The 16,162-nt window shown below is 62.7% G+C and carries 24 protein-coding genes and 2 pseudogenes; 3 read left to right on the forward strand and 23 right to left on the reverse strand.

Features of this window, described 5'->3' with window-relative positions; all coding sequences use genetic code 11:
- Positions 1-217: 217 nt before the first annotated feature.
- A pseudogene (locus QNJ43_RS15885) lies at positions 218-1,063 on the forward strand (methyl-accepting chemotaxis protein); the annotation flags it as partial.
- 178 nt (positions 1,064-1,241) lie between these two features.
- On the opposite strand, the gene ttcA reads toward QNJ43_RS15885, so the two are convergent.
- Both ttcA and QNJ43_RS15895 read right to left on the reverse strand, forming a co-directional pair.
- Complete coding sequence (gene ttcA / locus QNJ43_RS15890) at positions 1,242-2,123, reverse strand: tRNA 2-thiocytidine(32) synthetase TtcA (protein ID WP_300471694.1); 882 nt, start codon at positions 2,121-2,123, stop codon at positions 1,242-1,244.
- A gap of 263 nt (positions 2,124-2,386) precedes the next feature.
- Positions 2,387-3,022, reverse strand: coding sequence for an EAL domain-containing protein (locus QNJ43_RS15895; RefSeq protein WP_346433016.1), 636 nt, complete (start codon positions 3,020-3,022; stop codon positions 2,387-2,389).
- A gap of 232 nt (positions 3,023-3,254) precedes the next feature.
- On the opposite strand from QNJ43_RS15895, the gene QNJ43_RS15900 reads away from it, so the two are divergent.
- Positions 3,255-3,548: a hypothetical protein gene (locus QNJ43_RS15900; RefSeq protein WP_300471584.1), complete on the forward strand. Its 294-nt coding sequence runs from the start codon at positions 3,255-3,257 to the stop codon at positions 3,546-3,548.
- Positions 3,541-3,732: a hypothetical protein gene (locus tag QNJ43_RS15905; RefSeq protein WP_300471586.1), complete on the forward strand. Its 192-nt coding sequence runs from the start codon at positions 3,541-3,543 to the stop codon at positions 3,730-3,732. Before QNJ43_RS15900 ends, QNJ43_RS15905 begins: the two co-directional genes overlap by 8 nt.
- A gap of 118 nt (positions 3,733-3,850) precedes the next feature.
- On the opposite strand, the gene QNJ43_RS15910 is transcribed toward QNJ43_RS15905, so the two are convergent.
- The 21 genes and pseudogenes from QNJ43_RS15910 to QNJ43_RS16010 all read right to left on the reverse strand — a co-directional run bounded on the left by QNJ43_RS15910 (position 3,851) and on the right by QNJ43_RS16010 (position 16,095).
- A complete protein-coding gene (locus QNJ43_RS15910; RefSeq protein ID WP_300471588.1) occupies positions 3,851-4,327 on the reverse strand; it encodes a hypothetical protein in 477 nt (158 codons plus the stop codon).
- A gap of 11 nt (positions 4,328-4,338) precedes the next feature.
- Entirely contained in the window at positions 4,339-4,842 is a 504-nt protein-coding gene (locus QNJ43_RS15915; protein ID WP_300471590.1) for a hypothetical protein, read from the reverse strand.
- A gap of 57 nt (positions 4,843-4,899) precedes the next feature.
- A complete protein-coding gene (locus QNJ43_RS15920) occupies positions 4,900-5,115 on the reverse strand; it encodes a hypothetical protein (protein WP_300471592.1) in 216 nt (71 codons plus the stop codon).
- Positions 5,084-5,260, reverse strand: a complete 177-nt coding sequence (locus tag QNJ43_RS15925) for a hypothetical protein (protein ID WP_300471594.1) — start codon at positions 5,258-5,260, stop codon at positions 5,084-5,086. Before QNJ43_RS15925 ends, QNJ43_RS15920 begins: the two co-directional genes overlap by 32 nt.
- A gap of 55 nt (positions 5,261-5,315) precedes the next feature.
- The gene (locus tag QNJ43_RS15930; RefSeq protein ID WP_300471596.1) at positions 5,316-5,591 is read right to left on the reverse strand and encodes a hypothetical protein; all 276 of its coding nucleotides are present in this window, start codon (positions 5,589-5,591) and stop codon (positions 5,316-5,318) included.
- 437 nt (positions 5,592-6,028) lie between these two features.
- Entirely contained in the window at positions 6,029-6,310 is a 282-nt protein-coding gene (locus tag QNJ43_RS15935; RefSeq protein WP_346433017.1) for a diguanylate cyclase, read from the reverse strand.
- 19 nt (positions 6,311-6,329) lie between these two features.
- Positions 6,330-6,590: a GGDEF domain-containing protein gene (locus QNJ43_RS15940; RefSeq protein WP_300471598.1), complete on the reverse strand. Its 261-nt coding sequence runs from the start codon at positions 6,588-6,590 to the stop codon at positions 6,330-6,332.
- Positions 6,591-6,596: 6 nt separating this feature from the next.
- On the reverse strand, positions 6,597-6,872 hold the full coding sequence (locus QNJ43_RS15945) for a hypothetical protein (protein WP_300471600.1): 276 nt from the start codon (positions 6,870-6,872) through the stop codon (positions 6,597-6,599).
- Between the two features lie 7 nt (positions 6,873-6,879).
- Positions 6,880-7,527: a GAF domain-containing protein gene (locus QNJ43_RS15950; protein WP_300471602.1), complete on the reverse strand. Its 648-nt coding sequence runs from the start codon at positions 7,525-7,527 to the stop codon at positions 6,880-6,882.
- Between the two features lie 487 nt (positions 7,528-8,014).
- Positions 8,015-8,632, reverse strand: coding sequence for a 30S ribosomal protein S4 (gene rpsD / locus QNJ43_RS15955; RefSeq protein ID WP_300471604.1), 618 nt, complete (start codon positions 8,630-8,632; stop codon positions 8,015-8,017).
- 259 nt (positions 8,633-8,891) lie between these two features.
- Positions 8,892-9,074 carry a hypothetical protein gene (locus QNJ43_RS15960; protein ID WP_300471606.1) on the reverse strand — a complete coding sequence of 61 codons (183 nt, stop codon included), beginning with the start codon at positions 9,072-9,074 and terminating at the stop codon, positions 8,892-8,894.
- Between the two features lie 159 nt (positions 9,075-9,233).
- A complete protein-coding gene (locus QNJ43_RS15965; protein WP_300471607.1) occupies positions 9,234-9,668 on the reverse strand; it encodes a helicase-related protein in 435 nt (144 codons plus the stop codon).
- Between the two features lie 196 nt (positions 9,669-9,864).
- Positions 9,865-10,299 (reverse strand): annotated as a pseudogene (locus tag QNJ43_RS15970) (DEAD/DEAH box helicase); the annotation flags it as partial.
- A gap of 608 nt (positions 10,300-10,907) precedes the next feature.
- Positions 10,908-11,303, reverse strand: coding sequence for a hypothetical protein (locus QNJ43_RS15975; protein WP_300471608.1), 396 nt, complete (start codon positions 11,301-11,303; stop codon positions 10,908-10,910).
- Positions 11,304-11,323: 20 nt separating this feature from the next.
- Positions 11,324-11,707, reverse strand: a complete 384-nt coding sequence (locus QNJ43_RS15980; RefSeq protein WP_300471609.1) for an aspartate/glutamate racemase family protein — start codon at positions 11,705-11,707, stop codon at positions 11,324-11,326.
- A 13-nt stretch (positions 11,708-11,720) separates the two neighbouring features.
- The gene (locus tag QNJ43_RS15985) at positions 11,721-12,599 is read right to left on the reverse strand and encodes an RNA methyltransferase (protein WP_300471610.1); all 879 of its coding nucleotides are present in this window, start codon (positions 12,597-12,599) and stop codon (positions 11,721-11,723) included.
- A gap of 360 nt (positions 12,600-12,959) precedes the next feature.
- The gene (locus QNJ43_RS15990) at positions 12,960-13,094 is read right to left on the reverse strand and encodes a hypothetical protein (RefSeq protein WP_300471611.1); all 135 of its coding nucleotides are present in this window, start codon (positions 13,092-13,094) and stop codon (positions 12,960-12,962) included.
- Positions 13,054-14,115, reverse strand: a complete 1,062-nt coding sequence (locus QNJ43_RS15995; protein WP_300471612.1) for a beta-ketoacyl synthase N-terminal-like domain-containing protein — start codon at positions 14,113-14,115, stop codon at positions 13,054-13,056. The genes QNJ43_RS15990 and QNJ43_RS15995 overlap by 41 nt, the downstream gene beginning before the upstream one ends.
- Before the next feature lie 640 nt (positions 14,116-14,755).
- Positions 14,756-14,986: a putative peptidoglycan binding domain-containing protein gene (locus QNJ43_RS16000; protein ID WP_300471613.1), complete on the reverse strand. Its 231-nt coding sequence runs from the start codon at positions 14,984-14,986 to the stop codon at positions 14,756-14,758.
- Between the two features lie 3 nt (positions 14,987-14,989).
- A complete protein-coding gene (locus QNJ43_RS16005) occupies positions 14,990-15,598 on the reverse strand; it encodes a DUF1028 domain-containing protein (protein ID WP_300471614.1) in 609 nt (202 codons plus the stop codon).
- Between the two features lie 185 nt (positions 15,599-15,783).
- Positions 15,784-16,095, reverse strand: coding sequence for a hypothetical protein (locus QNJ43_RS16010; RefSeq protein WP_300471615.1), 312 nt, complete (start codon positions 16,093-16,095; stop codon positions 15,784-15,786).
- Between the last annotated feature and the right edge of the window lie 67 nt (positions 16,096-16,162).

Consider the following 16,162-nt stretch of genomic DNA (forward strand, 5'->3'; position numbering starts at 1 on the left):
CGGGCGAGATGAGGCAATCCTCCGCCATGCCGTGCAATTTTCGATGCAGGCCAGCGAGGCAATGGCCGCCACGACCCGGATCACCGGCGAAGTTCGCGAAACCGACACGCGGTCGCAGAGCATGGCGGCCGCCGTGGAAGAACTGACCGCCTCCATCGATCAGATCGCGACCACCGCAACCGGCGTCGCCGGATCGATGGAAGAGGTTTCCGCAGGCATGAGATGCGGCGCCCAGGCGACCGAGCAGACGGCGCAGGCAAGCCGAAAGATCGGCGAGGCCTTTCAGCGCATGACCGCGTCAGCCGACCATCTGGCCATCGCGGCGGAACAGATCGGCACCTTTGTCGCAACCATCGACGGGCTAACCCAGCAGACGAACCTGCTGGCGCTCAACGCAACCATCGAGGCCGCACGCGCGGGAGAGGCCGGCAAGGGCTTCGCCGTCGTGGCATCCGAGGTCAAGGTCCTGTCCGGGCATACCGAGAAAGCCACTGACGACATTCGCGCACGCATCGAACGGCTCGGAGAGCATGTCGAGGAGGTGCTGAAGACCGTCCATGACGTTCAGATTCTGGTGGAACAGAGCGTCAGCCAGTCGGAGGATGCGGCAAGCCAGATCGTCAAGGTTCTGGACGATGTCGCGGCCAACGGCGAGCGTATGAGCGAGATCGCCATAGTGCTGAGCCAGCAGAGCGAGGCGGTGCAGGAGATTTCGGAAGGCGCCCAGGCGATCGCCGCCCATGCCGCGCACTCCGACGCCTTTTCCGGCGACGTCATCAAGTCGGTGGGCCAGTCGGAAGAGATCGCGGCCGAACAGCTTCAGGAACTCGAGAAACGCTCGATCCCCAATTTCGTGCTGCACAAGGCGAAGGCGGATCATCTCATGTGGAATAAGCGACTGTCGGAAATGCTGGCCGGGCTTTCATCGCTGCACCACAAGGAGATATCGGATCATCGCCACTGCGATCTCGGCATCTGGTATGCCGCCGTCACCGACGAGCGCATCCGGCGTCATCCCGCATTTTCAGCGCTGCTGCCGGTGCATGAGGCCGTCCACAAATGCGCCCGCGAGGCAGCCCGCCTCCATGCGCAGAGCGACCGCGAAGGAGCATTGGAGGCAGCCAGGCAACTGGATGTCACCTCGCGCGACGTCGTGCGCGATATAGATGCCCCTAATCGAGGTCTGCGAAAGCTGACCGCAAAGGGTGCGAGTGGGAGGGCAGCCGGCGTTTCTTGCCCTCTCACCCCTCCAGAAGTTTCGCCGCCATGGCAAGCCCGGCGGCACACTCCCCGTCATTCCCCTGCCCGTCCGCCAGTCCGTTCAAAGCCGTTCCCGACGCCAGCGAGGCGAAGTCGTAAAGCCCGGTATCGAGCAGATGGCTCGGCCGCGTATCGGGCAGCACGCGGAACATGACCTGCGTGCGGCCGGGTTGCTCGCGTTCCCATTTCGCCAACATGTCCTTGATCTTCTGACGCTGGAGCCCGTCCTGCGAACCGCACAGATCGCAAGGGATGATAGGGAATTGTAGGGCGGAGGAAAACCGCGCGAGATCGGCTTCCGCCGATCCCGCAAGCGGCCGCAGCACCGTCAGATCGCCGTCCTCGTTGAGGAGCTTGGGCGGCATAGCCGCAAGCCGTCCACCGTAAAAGAGATTCAGCAGGAAGATCTCGACGATGTCCTCGCGGTGATGGCCGAGAACGACCGCCTCGCAGCCCTGTTCGCGGGCGATACGATACAGATGACCGCGCCGCAGGCGGGAGCAGAGCGAGCAATAGGTCTGCCCCGGCGCCATCTTGTCGGTAACGATCGAATAGGTATCGCGCCGCTCGATCACGTGCGGAATTGAGTGGCGCTCCAGAAATTCCGGCAGGATATGGGTGGGGAAGCCCGGCTGGGCCTGATCGAGATTACAGGCAATGAGATCCACCGGCAAAAGCCCGCACCATTTCAGATCCGTGAGCACGGCCAGCAGCGCATAGGAATCCTTGCCCCCCGACAGGCAGACGAGCCACTTCGCCCCCGGTCGCACCATGGCGTAATCGGCAAGCGTCTGGCGCACCTCGCGGATGAGGCGCTTGCACGGATTGCGGAAATTGACCGATTTCGGCGCATGCGCAAACAGCGGGTGCTCGCCGCAGTCGGGATCGCCGCCGCTGACTGAGGGCTTCGAGAGGTTCGTCGATTGTATCGGGTGCGCTCATGGGCGGCTTATAGCGTGAAGCGGAAGGCGCGCAAAGCGCTGGCTCACGCGCTCTGCCCGGCCGGGAAGGAAGCGCCGGGACCGGTCACGACGTTCAGTTGCGCCTGCGACCAGGTGATGAACTCGTTCAAGGGAAGCGGCCGGGCGAACATGTATCCCTGCCCGTAACGGATCCCCGCCTTCAGTCAATAGTCCAGATCCGCCTCGCTCTCGATCCCCTCCTCCACCATGGGCAGTTCGAGATCGTCGCACACCCGCGCCATCGCCTCGCCGAGCGCACCGAGCCGCTGATGGACCTCGTGCCCGGCACTGCGTCGGGCAAAACCGCTGCCCGCCTGCACGAAACTGCGGTCGATCTTGATGATGTCCGGCCGCAACGTCTTGAGATCATTAAAGGAGGAGTATCCGGTTCCGAAATCGTCGAGCACCACCCGGATGCCCTTGTCCTGAATGCGCCGGATAATATCGCTGCGGCCGCCGTCGACCTTCAGCGCGACACTCTCGGTCAACTCGATTACCAGCCGGTTCTGATCGATGCCGTTGCAGGCGATCAGATCCGACAGTTCGTTCAGAAAGCTCTCGGAAATCTGCAGGGTCGAGACGTTGATCGACAGATAGAGATCGGGCACGCCGGGAACCATCTGCAGGACCTTCAGCGCCTGCAATCCACGCCCCAGCACATGCAGACCGATCTCCGGCATCAGCCCGCAATCCTCGGCCACGGGAATGAAGGAGGCGGGAGATAGCGCGCCCTGAATGGGATGGTTGAGCCGCAGCAGCACCTCCCCGCCCACCGGCAACCGCGTCTCCAGATCGACGATCGACTACACCGCGATATCGAAATGATCGCCGAAGAGTCCCTCCGCCAGCGCCAGTTCGGTGGAAACCCTCTTGCGGGTGCGCAAACCCAGATGGTGCGTATAGGTTGGCCGGCTGGTTCTCCACCGACTTCTTCATTTCGTACATGGCCGCATCGGCCTTCATCATCAGCGAGGTCAGCACATAGTCGTTGGTCGACGCCACGAAGCCGATCGATCCGATCGGGCGCAGCCGGTGCCCGTTGAGAACCAGTTCGCCACCGATTTCGCGATCGAGCCGCTCCGCCAGTTCCGGCGCCAGCGCATCGACGTCACGGTCCAGCGTCATGACGACGAACTCGTCGCCGCTGAGCCGCGCGGTGACGACATTGCGCGGCGCATTGGCGGCAATGTGTTCGCCGACCGTACGCAGCACCGCATCGCCCACCGTATGCCCGAACGTGTAGTTGATGCTCTTGAAGCGATTGAGGTCGATGAACAGCATGATCACGCCAAGCCCCTCGGCCTGTGCCTGCAACAGCATGGCTGAGGCCACCTCCTCGAACCCCGCCCGGTTCTTGAGGCCCGTGAGACTGTCCTCGCTCGCCGCCCGCCTGAGCCTGGAATTGATCTCCAGCAGCGCCTGCTCGTCGCGGTCGAGCCGCGCCTGCATGGCGTTGAAGCCGTCGATGACGGTGCCGAACTCGCCGTCGGTGTTGAAATCGACGCGGTGACGCGTGCCGTCGCGCCGGGTGCGGGTGATCGCTCCGGTCAGATGCTTGAGCGGCAGGATCACGCTTTTCTGCGCCAGCCTGGAGGTGATGACCAACGCAACCACCGTGGTCGCCAGCGTCAGCAGCAGGCTGTGCAAGCCGATCCACAGCGCCACCCGCCACAGGGCGCGGTTGGAATAGGCAATATGCAGGTGCCCACCACGACGACCGAGTTGGCTTTCCGGTGGACCATCGGCACCTCCTCGACGCCCGCGATATCCGCTGGATCGATCTTCCCGGCGCGCGCCACTTCATAGCCCGTGTCGTCGGTCACCCAGGTGGATTCGATGGAGCCGGAGCGCGGGAAATCGTCGAGCAACGACTGCAGGTGATCGAATCCGAAATCGTGCAACGGCTTGGCGACGGTAAAGACCAGAGACTGCACCACATCATCGCGCGCGGCTTCCACCGTCTTGCCCGCCGACGCGAGCCCCCAAAGGGTCGCACCGCCTGCCACCAGCAGATTGACGACGACGATCCCCGGAATGAGCGTCGTGTAGAACCGGAACGCAAAGCTCTCCTGGCGTCGCTCGCGGAACCAATTGAGCGGGCGCATCGCCTGCACACTCAATGAACGGAAAGGGAAGCGCATGACCCCGCACAATCCTTTTGACCGGAGCGAATGGCTGCGATGAGAGCAGGAACGCTGAAATCGTAGTCGGACGGATCGCCGTACTTGCTGATAAGAAACCGCGAAAAATCAATCCCGTCAAAGGCGGAGCGCACGATGATATCCCCGAGCGCGGCCCGAAACGCCTCGATATTCGCCGCATTCACCGGCGACATCTGAAATCTCAGCGTGCGTGCGGAGCCCGGATAGCCCACGCCGTCAAACAGATCGCACAGTACCACCATAGCCCATGCTCCGGCAAAAAAACGTCCGCCATCGCTCATCAGGAGCGTGCCTTGCGAAATCGCGGTCAGCGCCTCGGGCGACCAGTTGAGCCCAACCACCCCGATATCGATCCCCGGTTGAAGCCTGTGTGCACGCAAGGCCTCTATGGCGTCGAGAGCAATGGGATCGTTCGCCGCCCATACCCCGGACCGGTCGGCGCGTGCCGCTGCGCTCATAGTGATCCAGAACTCGCGACATCAGCGAACGGGCCTTTTCCGCGTGCCAGTCCGCGATCAGCTCGTGATCGAGTTCGAGAGCGTATTCGCCCTCCTCCACCACGTCCCGCAAGCCGCCGTTGCGCTCGATCGAGGCCGGGGTGATCGTATCCCGTAAAGCGCAACGATGGGGCGAACGACCGCCTCCCCGCTTTGCGCGCTCGCATCGTCCGCGCTCAATTCCGGCTGCGCCAGCCCCTTTTCAAGCGCAAAGACGCCCAGCGCATTGGCCATGCGCCGCCCTGCGATTGTCGGGCACGATCGCGCCGATCCAGTTGGGAAATTTCTCGCCGGGCTCCCCGGTTTCGGCCCGGTCCTCGCCAACGATATCGTTGAGCAGCATCAGCACCTTGATGCCGTGCGCATCGGGAACTTTCATCAGATCCCACCCCGGCCTGCTCCTCGTTGACCAGCACGAGAGCATCCGGCTTGCGCTAGCCCAGAATGGTCGCCAGCGCCAGTTCTTTCATGCGCACCCGGTTGCGCTCCGCCATGTCGATGGTCAGATCGATGCCGAACTGGTCCGCGGCGGCCTGCATGGTGTGCGAAACGAGCCGCCAGAACACCTCCCCCGTGGTGCCGGGATTGACGAATACGACCCACGGCCGCTCACCGCTGGCTGCCGAAGCAGACCGAACGAATGCCCCGACGCCCATCGCGATGGCGGTCAGAACCGTGAGCACGAACATCCGTCTGCCGGAATACGCCATTCACTCCCTAACCCCGAGCGCGCACCGATCGAACGCCTGACCGGATCATTGCCGCCAAACAAGCGAAAGCCGCTGCGTAAAATAGCGCACGATGGTTTAAAAATTAGTTAATTTAATTATTGAAATTAATATCTATCTCGTAGCAGAATAATCGGACGCCACTCGGCACCACGCAGAATACGTGCCGCAACCGTCTCGTTCCTAGGCCCCGTGGGTTTCCGCGCGCCCGGACGCCGGGGCAGGTATCCATGACCGGCAAGAGCCCCGTCGACCCGGCCGATCATACCTACCGTTACGGAATTTTATGCCGTAAGGGATATTTTTTAACATATTGACGAGAAACGGAAAATCGACGCACTGGGAGATCCCTCAGTCGCTCCCCGCCCCAATGCCCAATCTCACCGACGTCATCCCAGCCGACAATGACCGCGAGAGCGCTATTCAGAGAGGTCCAGAGGCCCCCCCCCCCACAGGTCGGCGTCGCAATCACCCTCGACCCGGTTTCGCCCCTCCGCCTTGGCCCGATAGAGGCAATTGTCGGCGCGCAGATAGAGATCGTCAGCGTTTTCTCCCGCACGATATTCGGCCACGCCGACGGAAACCGTGACCCGGATGAAGTCCTCCTGCCCCGTCCCGCCACCGCGCGACGGAGCGGAAATCGTCTCGACAACGCGGCGCAGGCGTTCCCCGGTCTTGCATGACCCCGGCGATACCGGTATCCGTCAGCACGACGATGAATTACTTGCCACCCAGCCGTCGGACCCGGTTCGCCTCACGGATGGCACCGCGAATGCGGTCGGCGATGGAGCGCAGCACCTCGTCGCCCACCTGGTGGCCGCACTTGTCGTTGACCTGCTCGAAGTGATCCGCATCGACGACGAGGATCGAGCAGTCGCGCTGATAGCGCTGGGCACGGGACAGTTCCCGCTCCAGTTCGTCGAGAATGGCGCGCCGGGTCAAAACCCTGGTCAGCGCATCGCGGGTGGCAAGCTCGAACAACTCGGCCTAGCGCTGCTTCTCCTCGGTAATGTCGGACAGAAAGCCGACGGTCGCCCCTGAAGCGGTCTTGGTCTCGCTGATGCGAAGCCACCGACTGTTGAGGATCGGCAGATCGCGCGAACCTTCAGGCTCCCGATGATAGGCGAGCGCCTGTTCCAACCACGTCTCCTCGTTGCCGACAGCCTCGGGAAACAGGCCTAAGGTCACGGCGCCGCGCAGCAGGGTTTCGTATTTCTCCCCGCGCCGCAGAATCTCTTCCTCGCGCCCGTAGAACTCGGTCACCCGACGGTTACAATAGACCCAGCCGGTCCTCTTCGTCGAACAACATGAAGCCATCCGACAGCGCCTCCACGGCCGCGTAGAGATCGTCCCGCGCCATTTCCGCCTGAACCTTCTCCCGTTCCGCCAGAACCTTGTCCCGGCGCAAGACGAGCGTGTCCACCGCCATGTTCGCGAAGCCGACAAGTCTGGCCACCTCGTCATCAGTGAACCGGCGCGGGCGCATATCGCAGACGGAAATGGTGCCGATGCGCACCCCCAGCGCAATAATCAGCGGCGCTCCCGCATAGGCGCGTACATGCGGCTCCCCGGCCACGAACACATTGTTGCTGAAACGCGGATCTCGGCGCAGATCCTCAACCAGCAGTGGGTGGTCCCCGTCAATGGCAACGGCGCACCGCATCCCCTCGCGCGGCACCAGCCCGATCCCCAGACCGCTTTCCAATTTGAACCACTGGCGATCCCGGTCGATGAAGGAAAGCGAAGCGATCGACGTGTCGAGGAAGTCCCACGCCATCTCGACCAGCCGGTCAAACGCTCTTTCGCGCGCCGTGTCGAGAACATGGTGGGCAGCAAGGCAGGACAGCCACTCGGCTTCCGATACGGCCCCTCCGGCACGCCCACCGTTATGACGATGCATCATGGCCGGTTCAAGCACACCGATTCCTCCATATAAACAGTAATTACAATAGTAAATCGTCCATAGACATATCTACATTACCCTACGTAAAAGTTATATTAAAATAAATCACCCAAAAGATAATAAATAAATTAATAACAAATTGTTTCAGGACACTTCACTTGCCTGCGTCAACTAAATACCGGCTTTTATTCGGCCCTCTGACCTTAACCCCTTTGGTAGTCGGGCTTTTTCCGCGTCGATCAGAATAGATCACGCGCGGTCCGGAAGCTCCTCCCTCCTCTCAACACCCTAAACGGATGTCCACAGACGCGCTCCGTTGTCGGCACAAGCCTCCCAGCCCAATGCCCGAAGCATGACCGGAGGATGAGACGACGATTCGACGCAAGTCCTGCGCGAGGACGCGGAAACGATATGGCGAATGAGGGAGAACGGGCGGCGGATACGAAAAAGGCCGCCCGAAGGCGGCCTTTTGAAAGCGCCGTGTCGCGGTAAGCGGCGAGGCTTAGCGCGAGTAATATTCGACCACGAGGTTCGGCTCCATCAGCACCGGATACGGCACTTCGGCGAACGATGGGGCGCGGGTGAAGGTGGCGGTCATCTTGGAATGGTCGGCAATGATGTATTCCGGCACGTCGCGCTCAGCCGTCTGAACGGCTTCCAGAACGATGGCGAGCTGCTTGGACTTCTCGCGAACCTCAATGACGTCGCCCGGACGCACGCGGTAGGACGGGATGGTGACCCGGCGACCGTTCACCTTCACGTGGCCGTGGTTGATGAACTGGCGCGAGGCGAAGACCGTCGGCACGAACTTGGCGCGGTAGACGATGGCGTCGAGACGACGCTCCAGCAGGCCGATCAGGTTCTCGGAGGTGTCGCCCTTCAGGCGCGCGGCCTCAACGTAGATCTTGTGGAACTGCTTCTCGGAGATGTTGCCGTAGTAGCCCTTGAGCTTCTGCTTGGCGCGCAGCTGCACGCCGAAGTCCGAGAGCTTGCCCTTGCGGCGCTGGCCGTGCTGGCCCGGGCCGTATTCGCGGCGGTTGGCGGGGCTCTTCGGGCGACCCCAGATGTTCTCGCCCATACGCCGATCTAGCTTGTACTTCGAGCTCTGACGCTTGGACATTCGCGTGGCCCTTGATTGGTCTGGTTATAAGGACAGGCCCTCCTCTGTGCCGTGTTCCCTGCGACCGGAGCCGGGGAATTCGCGACACTGACAGGAACGACGGCAAAGCGTTTGCCGCATCCCGCGGGTGCGTGAAATACCACGCGGGCCCCGAGGGACCCGCATGAACAGGCGTTGATCTAGTCGAATGCGGCCCATCTGTCAAACGCGGATGGGGATTTCCCGCGCCATGACGCGGGATTCAGGCGGCGTAAGGCGGTCAGACGCCGAACTGGACCGGCCCGCTATTGGCGTGCCCCTGCCCCTTGGCGCGCGAGGCGTTGGTGTGGCTGCCCTGGCCCTTGCGGTGCGGTTTGCGACCCCGGCCGTCGCCCCGATTCTCGCCCCGGCTCTCACCGCGAGCTTCCCAGCTCTTGCCGCCGCCGTTCTTGGCGAAACGCAACTTGCGGCCCTCGCCCTCGCGACATTCGCTGCGGTGGTCTGCCCCCTCGCGGCGTTCTCCGTTCTCGCGACGATCGGGACGCGGACCGCGGGCGGCGCGCGCCTCACCGTTGCCGCGCGAACGATTGCGACCCGAGCGGCCGTTCTTCTTCGTCTAGCCTTAGTGGCCAAAGCCCGGCTCGCCGCGCAGATCGCTCGCCGGATCCTCGCCCGGCATCAGATCGAGCGGATGCTTGGTCAGCCTCTCGATATCGCGCAGATAAGCGCGCTTTTCCGGCATGCACAGCGAAATGGCAATGCCGTCGGCACCCGCACGGGCCGTACGGCCGATGCGGTGGACGTAGGTTTCCGGCACGTTGGACAACTCGTAGTTGATCACGTGGGAAATGCCGTCGACATCGATGCCGCGCGCCACGATATCGATCGCGACCAGAATGCGCAGACCGCCGTCGCGGAACGCACCCAGCGCACGCTGGCGCTGGCCCTGGCTCTTGTTGCCGTGAATGGCGGCTGCTTCCAGACCGGCCCGGTCGAGATCGCGCACCACCCGGTCCGCACCGTGCTTGGTGCGGGTGAAGACGATGGCACACTCCACCTCGGCGCTGCCCAGAAGGCTGCGCAGACGGGAGATCTTGTCGGCTTTTTCCAGGAAGATGACGCGCTGATCGACCTTCTCCGCCGTGGGGGGCGACCGAGACCTTGACCGGATCGCTCAGATATTCGGAGGCAAGCTCGGCGATCTGCCTGGGCATGGTTGCGGAGAAGAACAGCGTCTGCCGCTCCTTCGGAACCAGCTTGGTGATGCGCCGAAGATCATGGATGAAGCCCAGATCGAGCATCTGGTCGGCTTCATCCAGAATGAGCGTATGGATGGAGGAGATGGTCACCGCCTTCTGATCGATCAGATCGAGCAGACGGCCCGGCGTTGCCACCAGGATATCGGTGCCCGTGGACAGCCGACGGATCTGGCCGCGGATCGACACACCAGCGCCGCCGCCGACGGTGGTGCGCAGACGCAGATACTTGGCGTAGCTTGTAATATTGTCCGCCACCTGCTGCGCGAGTTCACGCGTGGGCACCAGAATGAGGGCGCGGGTGGAGCGGGGCGCGAGCTTTGCACGCTCCTGCGACAGCTTCTCAAGCAGAGGCAGCGCAAAAGCTGCGGTCTTGCCGGTGCCCGTCTGGGCAATGCCAAGCAGATCGTGGCCTTCCAGAACCTGCGGGATGGCCTGAGCCTAGATTCGGGGTCGGCTCAGAATAATTCTCGTCGGCCAGCGCCTTCAGAAGGGGCGCGCCAAGGGCGAGATCGGAAAACTGGATCAAAGAGATACTTTCGGTTTTGGCCGCAAAGACGTAACCACGCGCCAACAGGCACCGGACTGCAAGGCGGCAGGATAAATCGCAGTTCGTCTATTTGGGAGGAACCGCTCGCGTCGATCGCTGGACACCGCGCCCGTTTCGGCACGGTCCGCCACTAATCCCTTGGTGAAGACAGCTCCTGCTGCCGGGGCGACGCGGTAACGATGGCGTCTTATGTGGCGGGTGCGCCATATAAGTCAAGGTAATTCTAAGTCAAGGTAATTCGCGTAGGGAACCGCCAAAGCGCAGGGCATCCCTCGTGCACAATGACTTGAAAGGCTGCGCGGCACGGAAGGACCATCCCTCGCCGAGACATTCGCAAGCGTCCACGCAATGTCGAACACGCACGATTGTCACCCCCGCGCAGGCGGGGACCCAGTAACCATCGAATCAGATTGTGGCGCGAGAACCACGAACGTCTCTGGAATGCTGGATCCACGCCTGCGCGGGGATGACAGTCGGGGGCAAAACCAGGTCAAATTCCAATTGTCCAGAAACCTGCCCTAGAACGCTTCCCAGTGCCCGCTTTCATCGAAGGCGCGCGGAAAGACCTCCGCGGCGGCGGCGTCGACAGGTAGCGCAGGCTCCCCTGCCCCGCGGGCGCATCCAGGATCAGCGTGGCGAGCCTGCGCGCGATTGCAGGCGCCGGGTAGATCCACGCCACCAGCCAGGGAGCAAGACGCTCGAACACGCCCTGCAGGAAGGGATAGTGCGTGCAGGCCAACACCACCGTATCGGTGCGCGCGCCGTCGCGTTCCACGAAGACCGGTGCGATTTCGGCATCGATCGCTCCGTCCGGCATCTCGCCGCCAGCCAGCAGGATTTCCGCCAGATGGGAGAGCCCCTTGGCCCCCACCAGCTTGACCGCCACATCGGGCGCAAACTGGCGAATCAGCTCGAGCGTGTAGTCGTGCTTGACGGTGCCGGGCGTCCCAGCACGGAGACGAGCCCCGAACGCGTTTCCCGCGCCGCCAGCTTGATCGCCGGAACCGTGCCGACAAAAGGCACGCGGAACTGTTCGCGAAGCGCGGGTAACACCAGTGTGGAGGCGGTATTGCAGGCGATCACCACCGCGCGCGGATTGTGCGTGGCGATCAACCGATCCATCAAGCCGACCACATGGGCAACAAGATTGTTCTCCGCCCAGTCGCTGTAGGAAAAGCCCGCATGATCGGCCGCATAGACCAGATCGAGATCAAGAATCTGCAGCCGCACGTGGCGCAACACCCACAGCCCGCCAATGCCGGAATCGAAGATGAGGACCGGGCGGGTCATTTGAAGGCGGAGCTCATTCTTTTTCGGCTTCCGTGGGTGCCGTCGGCTTGACGCCGCCCAGCAGCGAGCCCTTCGGTGTCACGGCAGGGCCCTTGAGCTTGGCGGCGCGCGGCTTGCGGCCCTGAAGGGCGGCGACGACACCACGAAGCGTCTTCACGTCCTGCTCTGACAGGCCTGCCTTGTGCAGGATGTTGCGAAGCTGGCGCACCATCGCCGACTTCTTGTCCTCGGTGCGGAAGTAATTGGCATCCTCCAACGCACCTTCCAGATGATCGAACAGACGGATCAGTTCCTCGCGGCTGGCCGGCTCTCCATGCGCTTCATGGAAGGGTAGTACGCCGCCGGTGGCGAGCTTGCGCCATTCGTAGGCGATCACTAGCACGGCCTGGGCGAGATTGAGCGAGGCGTAGGTGGGATCGACCGGCAGGGTGACGATTTCGTCGGAAAACGCCACTTCCTCGTTGTTCAGCCCCCAGCGCTCGCGCCCAAACAGAACGCCCGTCGCCAGTCCGTTGCTGCCGTGGGTAACCAGCGTCTTTGCCGCCTCGTCCGGCCCGCGCACGGGCTTGGGGATCTCGCGCGAGCGCGCCGTGGTGGCAAAGGCGAAGTGCAGATCGGCGACCGCGTCCTCCACCCGGTCGAACACCTTCACCGCATCGACCACGTGATTGGCCCGGCTGGCGGCCGCATAGGCGCGCTGATTGGGCCAACCGTCGCGCGGATTGACGATGCGCAGGTCCTTCAGGCCGAAATTGGCCATGGCGCGCGCCGTCGTGCCGATATTCTCGCCAAGCTGCGGCTCGCACAGGATGATCACCGGCGGGAGAATGAGCGAAGGCGGCGCCGGGACGGCGCCGGTATCGGAACCAGTATCTGGAGTTATGTCGGACATGGCCGAGGGGTTTAGCTCAAGCGGCAAGGGTTGGGAAGTGGGAGAAACGGCGGTCACGCACCGGCAGATGGCAGAGCGCCACTTTTCCCGGTGCGCGCCATCTCTCCATCGCCGAAGTTCAGCTTCACCGCCATCATCCCCCGACAAAGTCCGGGGGATCCATCACCCCAAACACATGTCGATCGTGCTGAATTGCCCGGACGAAGCCGGGCAATAACGAAGGAGAGGCGGCAGCCAGGATGTCCGCCTCGCCTCCCCCTTTTCCTCAAAGCTTCGAGAACACCACCGAGGCGTTCACGCCGCCGAAGCCGAAGCCGTTGGAGAGCACGTGGCGGAGCTTCTTCTCCCGAGCGCCCTCGTTCAGCATGTCGTAGGCGCGCGGCCTCGTCCGGCTCGCAGAGGTAGCGAAGGCGGCATGATGCCGGTGATCAGCGCCTTGACCGCCGCAATCGCCTCAGCCGCACCGGCAGCACCCAGAAGATGCCCGATGGCCAACTTTCGACGAGATGGAGAGATCCTTGCCGCGATTGGCGAAGATGGAGTAGATCGCCGTCAGCTGCGCCGCATCGCCCAAAGGCGTGAAGGTCAAGTGCGCGTTGATGTAGCCGATACCGGATTGCGACAGCCCGGCCACTTCCAGCGCATGGCGCCCTTCTGCCCGCGCGCATCTTCCGGCGACGCGGTGACATGGTGCGCATCGGCCGTGGTGCTGTAGCCGGTGATTTCGGCGAGCGGCTCCGCACCGCGCCCTTCGGCGTGCCCCAGCGTCTCCAGAACGAGAACGCCCTCGCCCATCACGAAACCGTCGCGGCCCGCATCGAAGGGACGCAAGGCGCCCTGCTGATCTTCGTTGCGCTTGGTGGACAGGGCACGCACGCGCGGCCGAAAAACCCGCATAGGAGACGGGATCGATGCAGGCTTCCGCACCGCCTGCGACCGCGACTTCCGCTTCACCTGTACGCAGCATGCGGAAGGCATCGCCCAGCGCCTGAACACCGGCCGCACAGGCGGTGACCGGCGTGCCGAGCGGCCCGCGCAAGCCGTGGCGGATGGAAATCTGCCCGGCGGCAAGATTGGCAAGGGAGGACGGCACGAGGAACGGAGACACCCGGCGCGGCCCCTTTTCGGCCACCAGCTTGGCCGCGACCGTCATGGCCGGGAAACCGCCGATACCGGAGGCGATGATGGTCGCGGTCTTTTCGCGGTTCTCATCGGTTTCCGGCTTCCAGTGGGCCTGATTGAGCGCTTCCTGAGCCGCGGCAAGCGCGAAATGGATGAAGCGCTCCATGCGCTTCTGCTCACGCGGTTCGATGAAATCATTGGGATCGAACCCGCCTTCCGGGTCCTCCTCGCGCGTCGGCACTTCCTCGGCCACCTGACAGGCGTGCTGGGAGGCGTCGAAGCGGGTGAGTTTGCGCAAGCCGCTCATGCCGGACACGAGGCGCTTCCAATAGGTCTCCACGCCGACGCAGAGAGGCGTCAATGCGCCCATTCCGGTGATGACGATGCGCTTCATGACAGTGTCCATTCCTTCGAACTGTGTGAGGGCATTGATAAGGGAAAGTGGAGAGGTTCGCGGCAAAGGGCAAGGGGGGGTAGGATGTTTGTCGCAGGCCTCAAAAGGCAATCTTACTCCTTTTTGCGCACGCGACCCGACGTTTCTCAAAAATGAAATTCCGGGCACACCGCATGGTTGCGACGGAACGTCAGGAATGGCCGTGCGGAGGGGACCTCGTCAGAACCGACGGGGGCGAAGGCTCACTGGTGGAAAGCCGAGGCACCCGATCCCGCCCCGCAACGAAACACCGACGCTAGGGTGCTGCCTCCTCGTCTCTCATTCCCTCTCCTCCCCTCCGCTGTCATTCCCGTGAAGGCGGGGATCCAGTAACCACAGAACGCAAGAATTGCTCGAAATCGAGAGGCCTCTGGAATGCTGGATTCTCGCCTTCGCGGGAATAACAATCGAAGACGGGAGAGAGCGTTGTGCTCCAGATGTTACCGAAGCAGGAGAAGACTGCGCTGATCCGCTTGGGCGGCGATTGAAAAGACACAAGTCCCCTCTCCCATGGGAGAGGTAATCTCGCTGCGTTCCCCGAGATGCCTCCGCGAAGCTTCTCGCTCCCTCACGCCTTCGCGCGCATATCCTCCAACACTTCTCAGTCGATCATCGCGTCATCCCTCAGGCGATTGTCGTAGTTCTCCATGCCCATGAAGCGCTTCAGCGCGGCGATGTCGTCGGCGAGCCACAGGCCGCCCTCGCTTAAATTGGAATAACCGCGCGCCGACAGGATCGTCTTCAGCTCCCGCGCCAGATCGCCCGAGATCGGGATCAGATCCTCCTCACGGCTCGGGAAATAGGAAAGCCGGTGCAACCGGTAGCAGCGCACCAGTTACTCGATCGGCTCGGCATGGTCGTAGACGGAAATGTCCACGTGCGCGACCCCCGATCCGTCGTAGCCGCCACCCGCCTTCATGACGAGGACCGCCGCCGATTGCTGACCGCGCAGCTCTCCGCCCGCATCCCAGCCCGCACGAAGTGCTGCGACGAGGCGCTCGGTGAGCTCGCCTTCCACTGCCCCGAAGGCAGTTACCATGTCGGAAAGGACGCAATCGGAAGCCAGGGCGTTGCCCGTGGTGACGCAATGCGCCCCCGTGCAGGAACCGACAGCCCCTTCCCAGCTCACCGCCGTCTCGCCGGTGAAGGCGGCGGGCGGGGTGGTGAGCGTCATGGCCGCGATCTGGCGCTCGTCGCACACATCGTCGTCGCCGGTCAGGATGGCGAGCGCCTCGGCGGGCGTTGCGCCGCGCTCCATCAGGGTGAGACCGTCATCGCCGTGACGCGGGTTGGAAAACGCCTGTGTGGTGAGGCAGGCCGCCCCTTCCCCGCCGGCAAAGACCCGGCCGTGCAGCACGATCGAGCCCACGCCAGGAAACTTCGATTGTACGGCACAGCCGATCTCGCCGGTTTCCGGGTCACGGCCGATGATGGAATAAGTCATGCGCAGGCCCTGTCTGGAAAAGCAATATCCATTCCCTAGGCCAAGGCATGAGCACGGTTCAACCGTACCTTCGCAAAAAATGACCGGCACGCCGGAAAGCATCGCCGGTCAACGGGAACACCCAGAAAGGCGTCGAGCGGCACTCGACCGAAAGAACCTGCCGCCATGAGAATGGCAGGCGTAGATCAGTTGCCGATTGCTACAAATGAGAACTGCTGGTCCTGCTTGTTGTCGCTACCGTTGCCGGTGATGGCCATCGCGTTGGCCGTATTCAGAAACGGAAAGGCGACGTTACCGAGCGAACTCCGGTTCAAAGTTCCATAGCCGGTCTGCGACCCCACGAGCGGCGGGACGGAAGCAAAGCTGGGCTCGAAATCGAGGACGTAGACGCCCTCCTGCTGGCGAGAGATCGAGCAACCTTCGCCCGATATCAGCGTTCCGTCTGCAACAACCGTCCCCCAACTATCCTGGTCATTGTATTTTCCTCCAATTTTCAATTGATGCCCAAAAGGTATACCTTCCGGACGAAAATATTAATAAAATTAAATATGTATGAAATAATGA

It is taken from the genome of Breoghania sp. (genome assembly GCF_030066895.1).
In the GTDB taxonomy this organism is placed as follows: domain Bacteria; phylum Pseudomonadota; class Alphaproteobacteria; order Rhizobiales; family Stappiaceae; genus Breoghania.

Excerpts from the sequence above, each read along its gene's own strand:
- rpsD (WP_300471604.1), bottom strand. The coding sequence starts at position 8,632 with ATGTCCAAGCGTCAGAGCTCGAAGTACAAGCTAGATCGGCGTATGGGC.
- QNJ43_RS15905 (WP_300471586.1), top strand. The coding sequence starts at position 3,541 with ATGGCTGAGGCCACCTCCTCGAACCCCGCCCGGTTCTTGAGGCCCGTG.
- QNJ43_RS15925 (WP_300471594.1), bottom strand. The coding sequence starts at position 5,260 with ATGAAAGTTCCCGATGCGCACGGCATCAAGGTGCTGATGCTGCTCAAC.
- QNJ43_RS15980 (WP_300471609.1), bottom strand. The coding sequence starts at position 11,707 with ATGACCCGCCCGGTCCTCATCTTCGATTCCGGCATTGGCGGGCTGTGG.
- QNJ43_RS15910 (WP_300471588.1), bottom strand. The coding sequence starts at position 4,327 with ATGCGCCCGCTCAATTGGTTCCGCGAGCGACGCCAGGAGAGCTTTGCG.
- QNJ43_RS15985 (WP_300471610.1), bottom strand. The coding sequence starts at position 12,599 with ATGTCCGACATAACTCCAGATACTGGTTCCGATACCGGCGCCGTCCCG.
- QNJ43_RS15995 (WP_300471612.1), bottom strand. The coding sequence starts at position 14,115 with ATGAAGCGCATCGTCATCACCGGAATGGGCGCATTGACGCCTCTCTGC.
- QNJ43_RS15930 (WP_300471596.1), bottom strand. The coding sequence starts at position 5,591 with ATGGCGTATTCCGGCAGACGGATGTTCGTGCTCACGGTTCTGACCGCC.
- QNJ43_RS16005 (WP_300471614.1), bottom strand. The coding sequence starts at position 15,598 with ATGACTTATTCCATCATCGGCCGTGACCCGGAAACCGGCGAGATCGGC.
- QNJ43_RS15920 (WP_300471592.1), bottom strand. The coding sequence starts at position 5,115 with ATGGCCAATGCGCTGGGCGTCTTTGCGCTTGAAAAGGGGCTGGCGCAG.
- QNJ43_RS15915 (WP_300471590.1), bottom strand. The coding sequence starts at position 4,842 with ATGAGCGCAGCGGCACGCGCCGACCGGTCCGGGGTATGGGCGGCGAAC.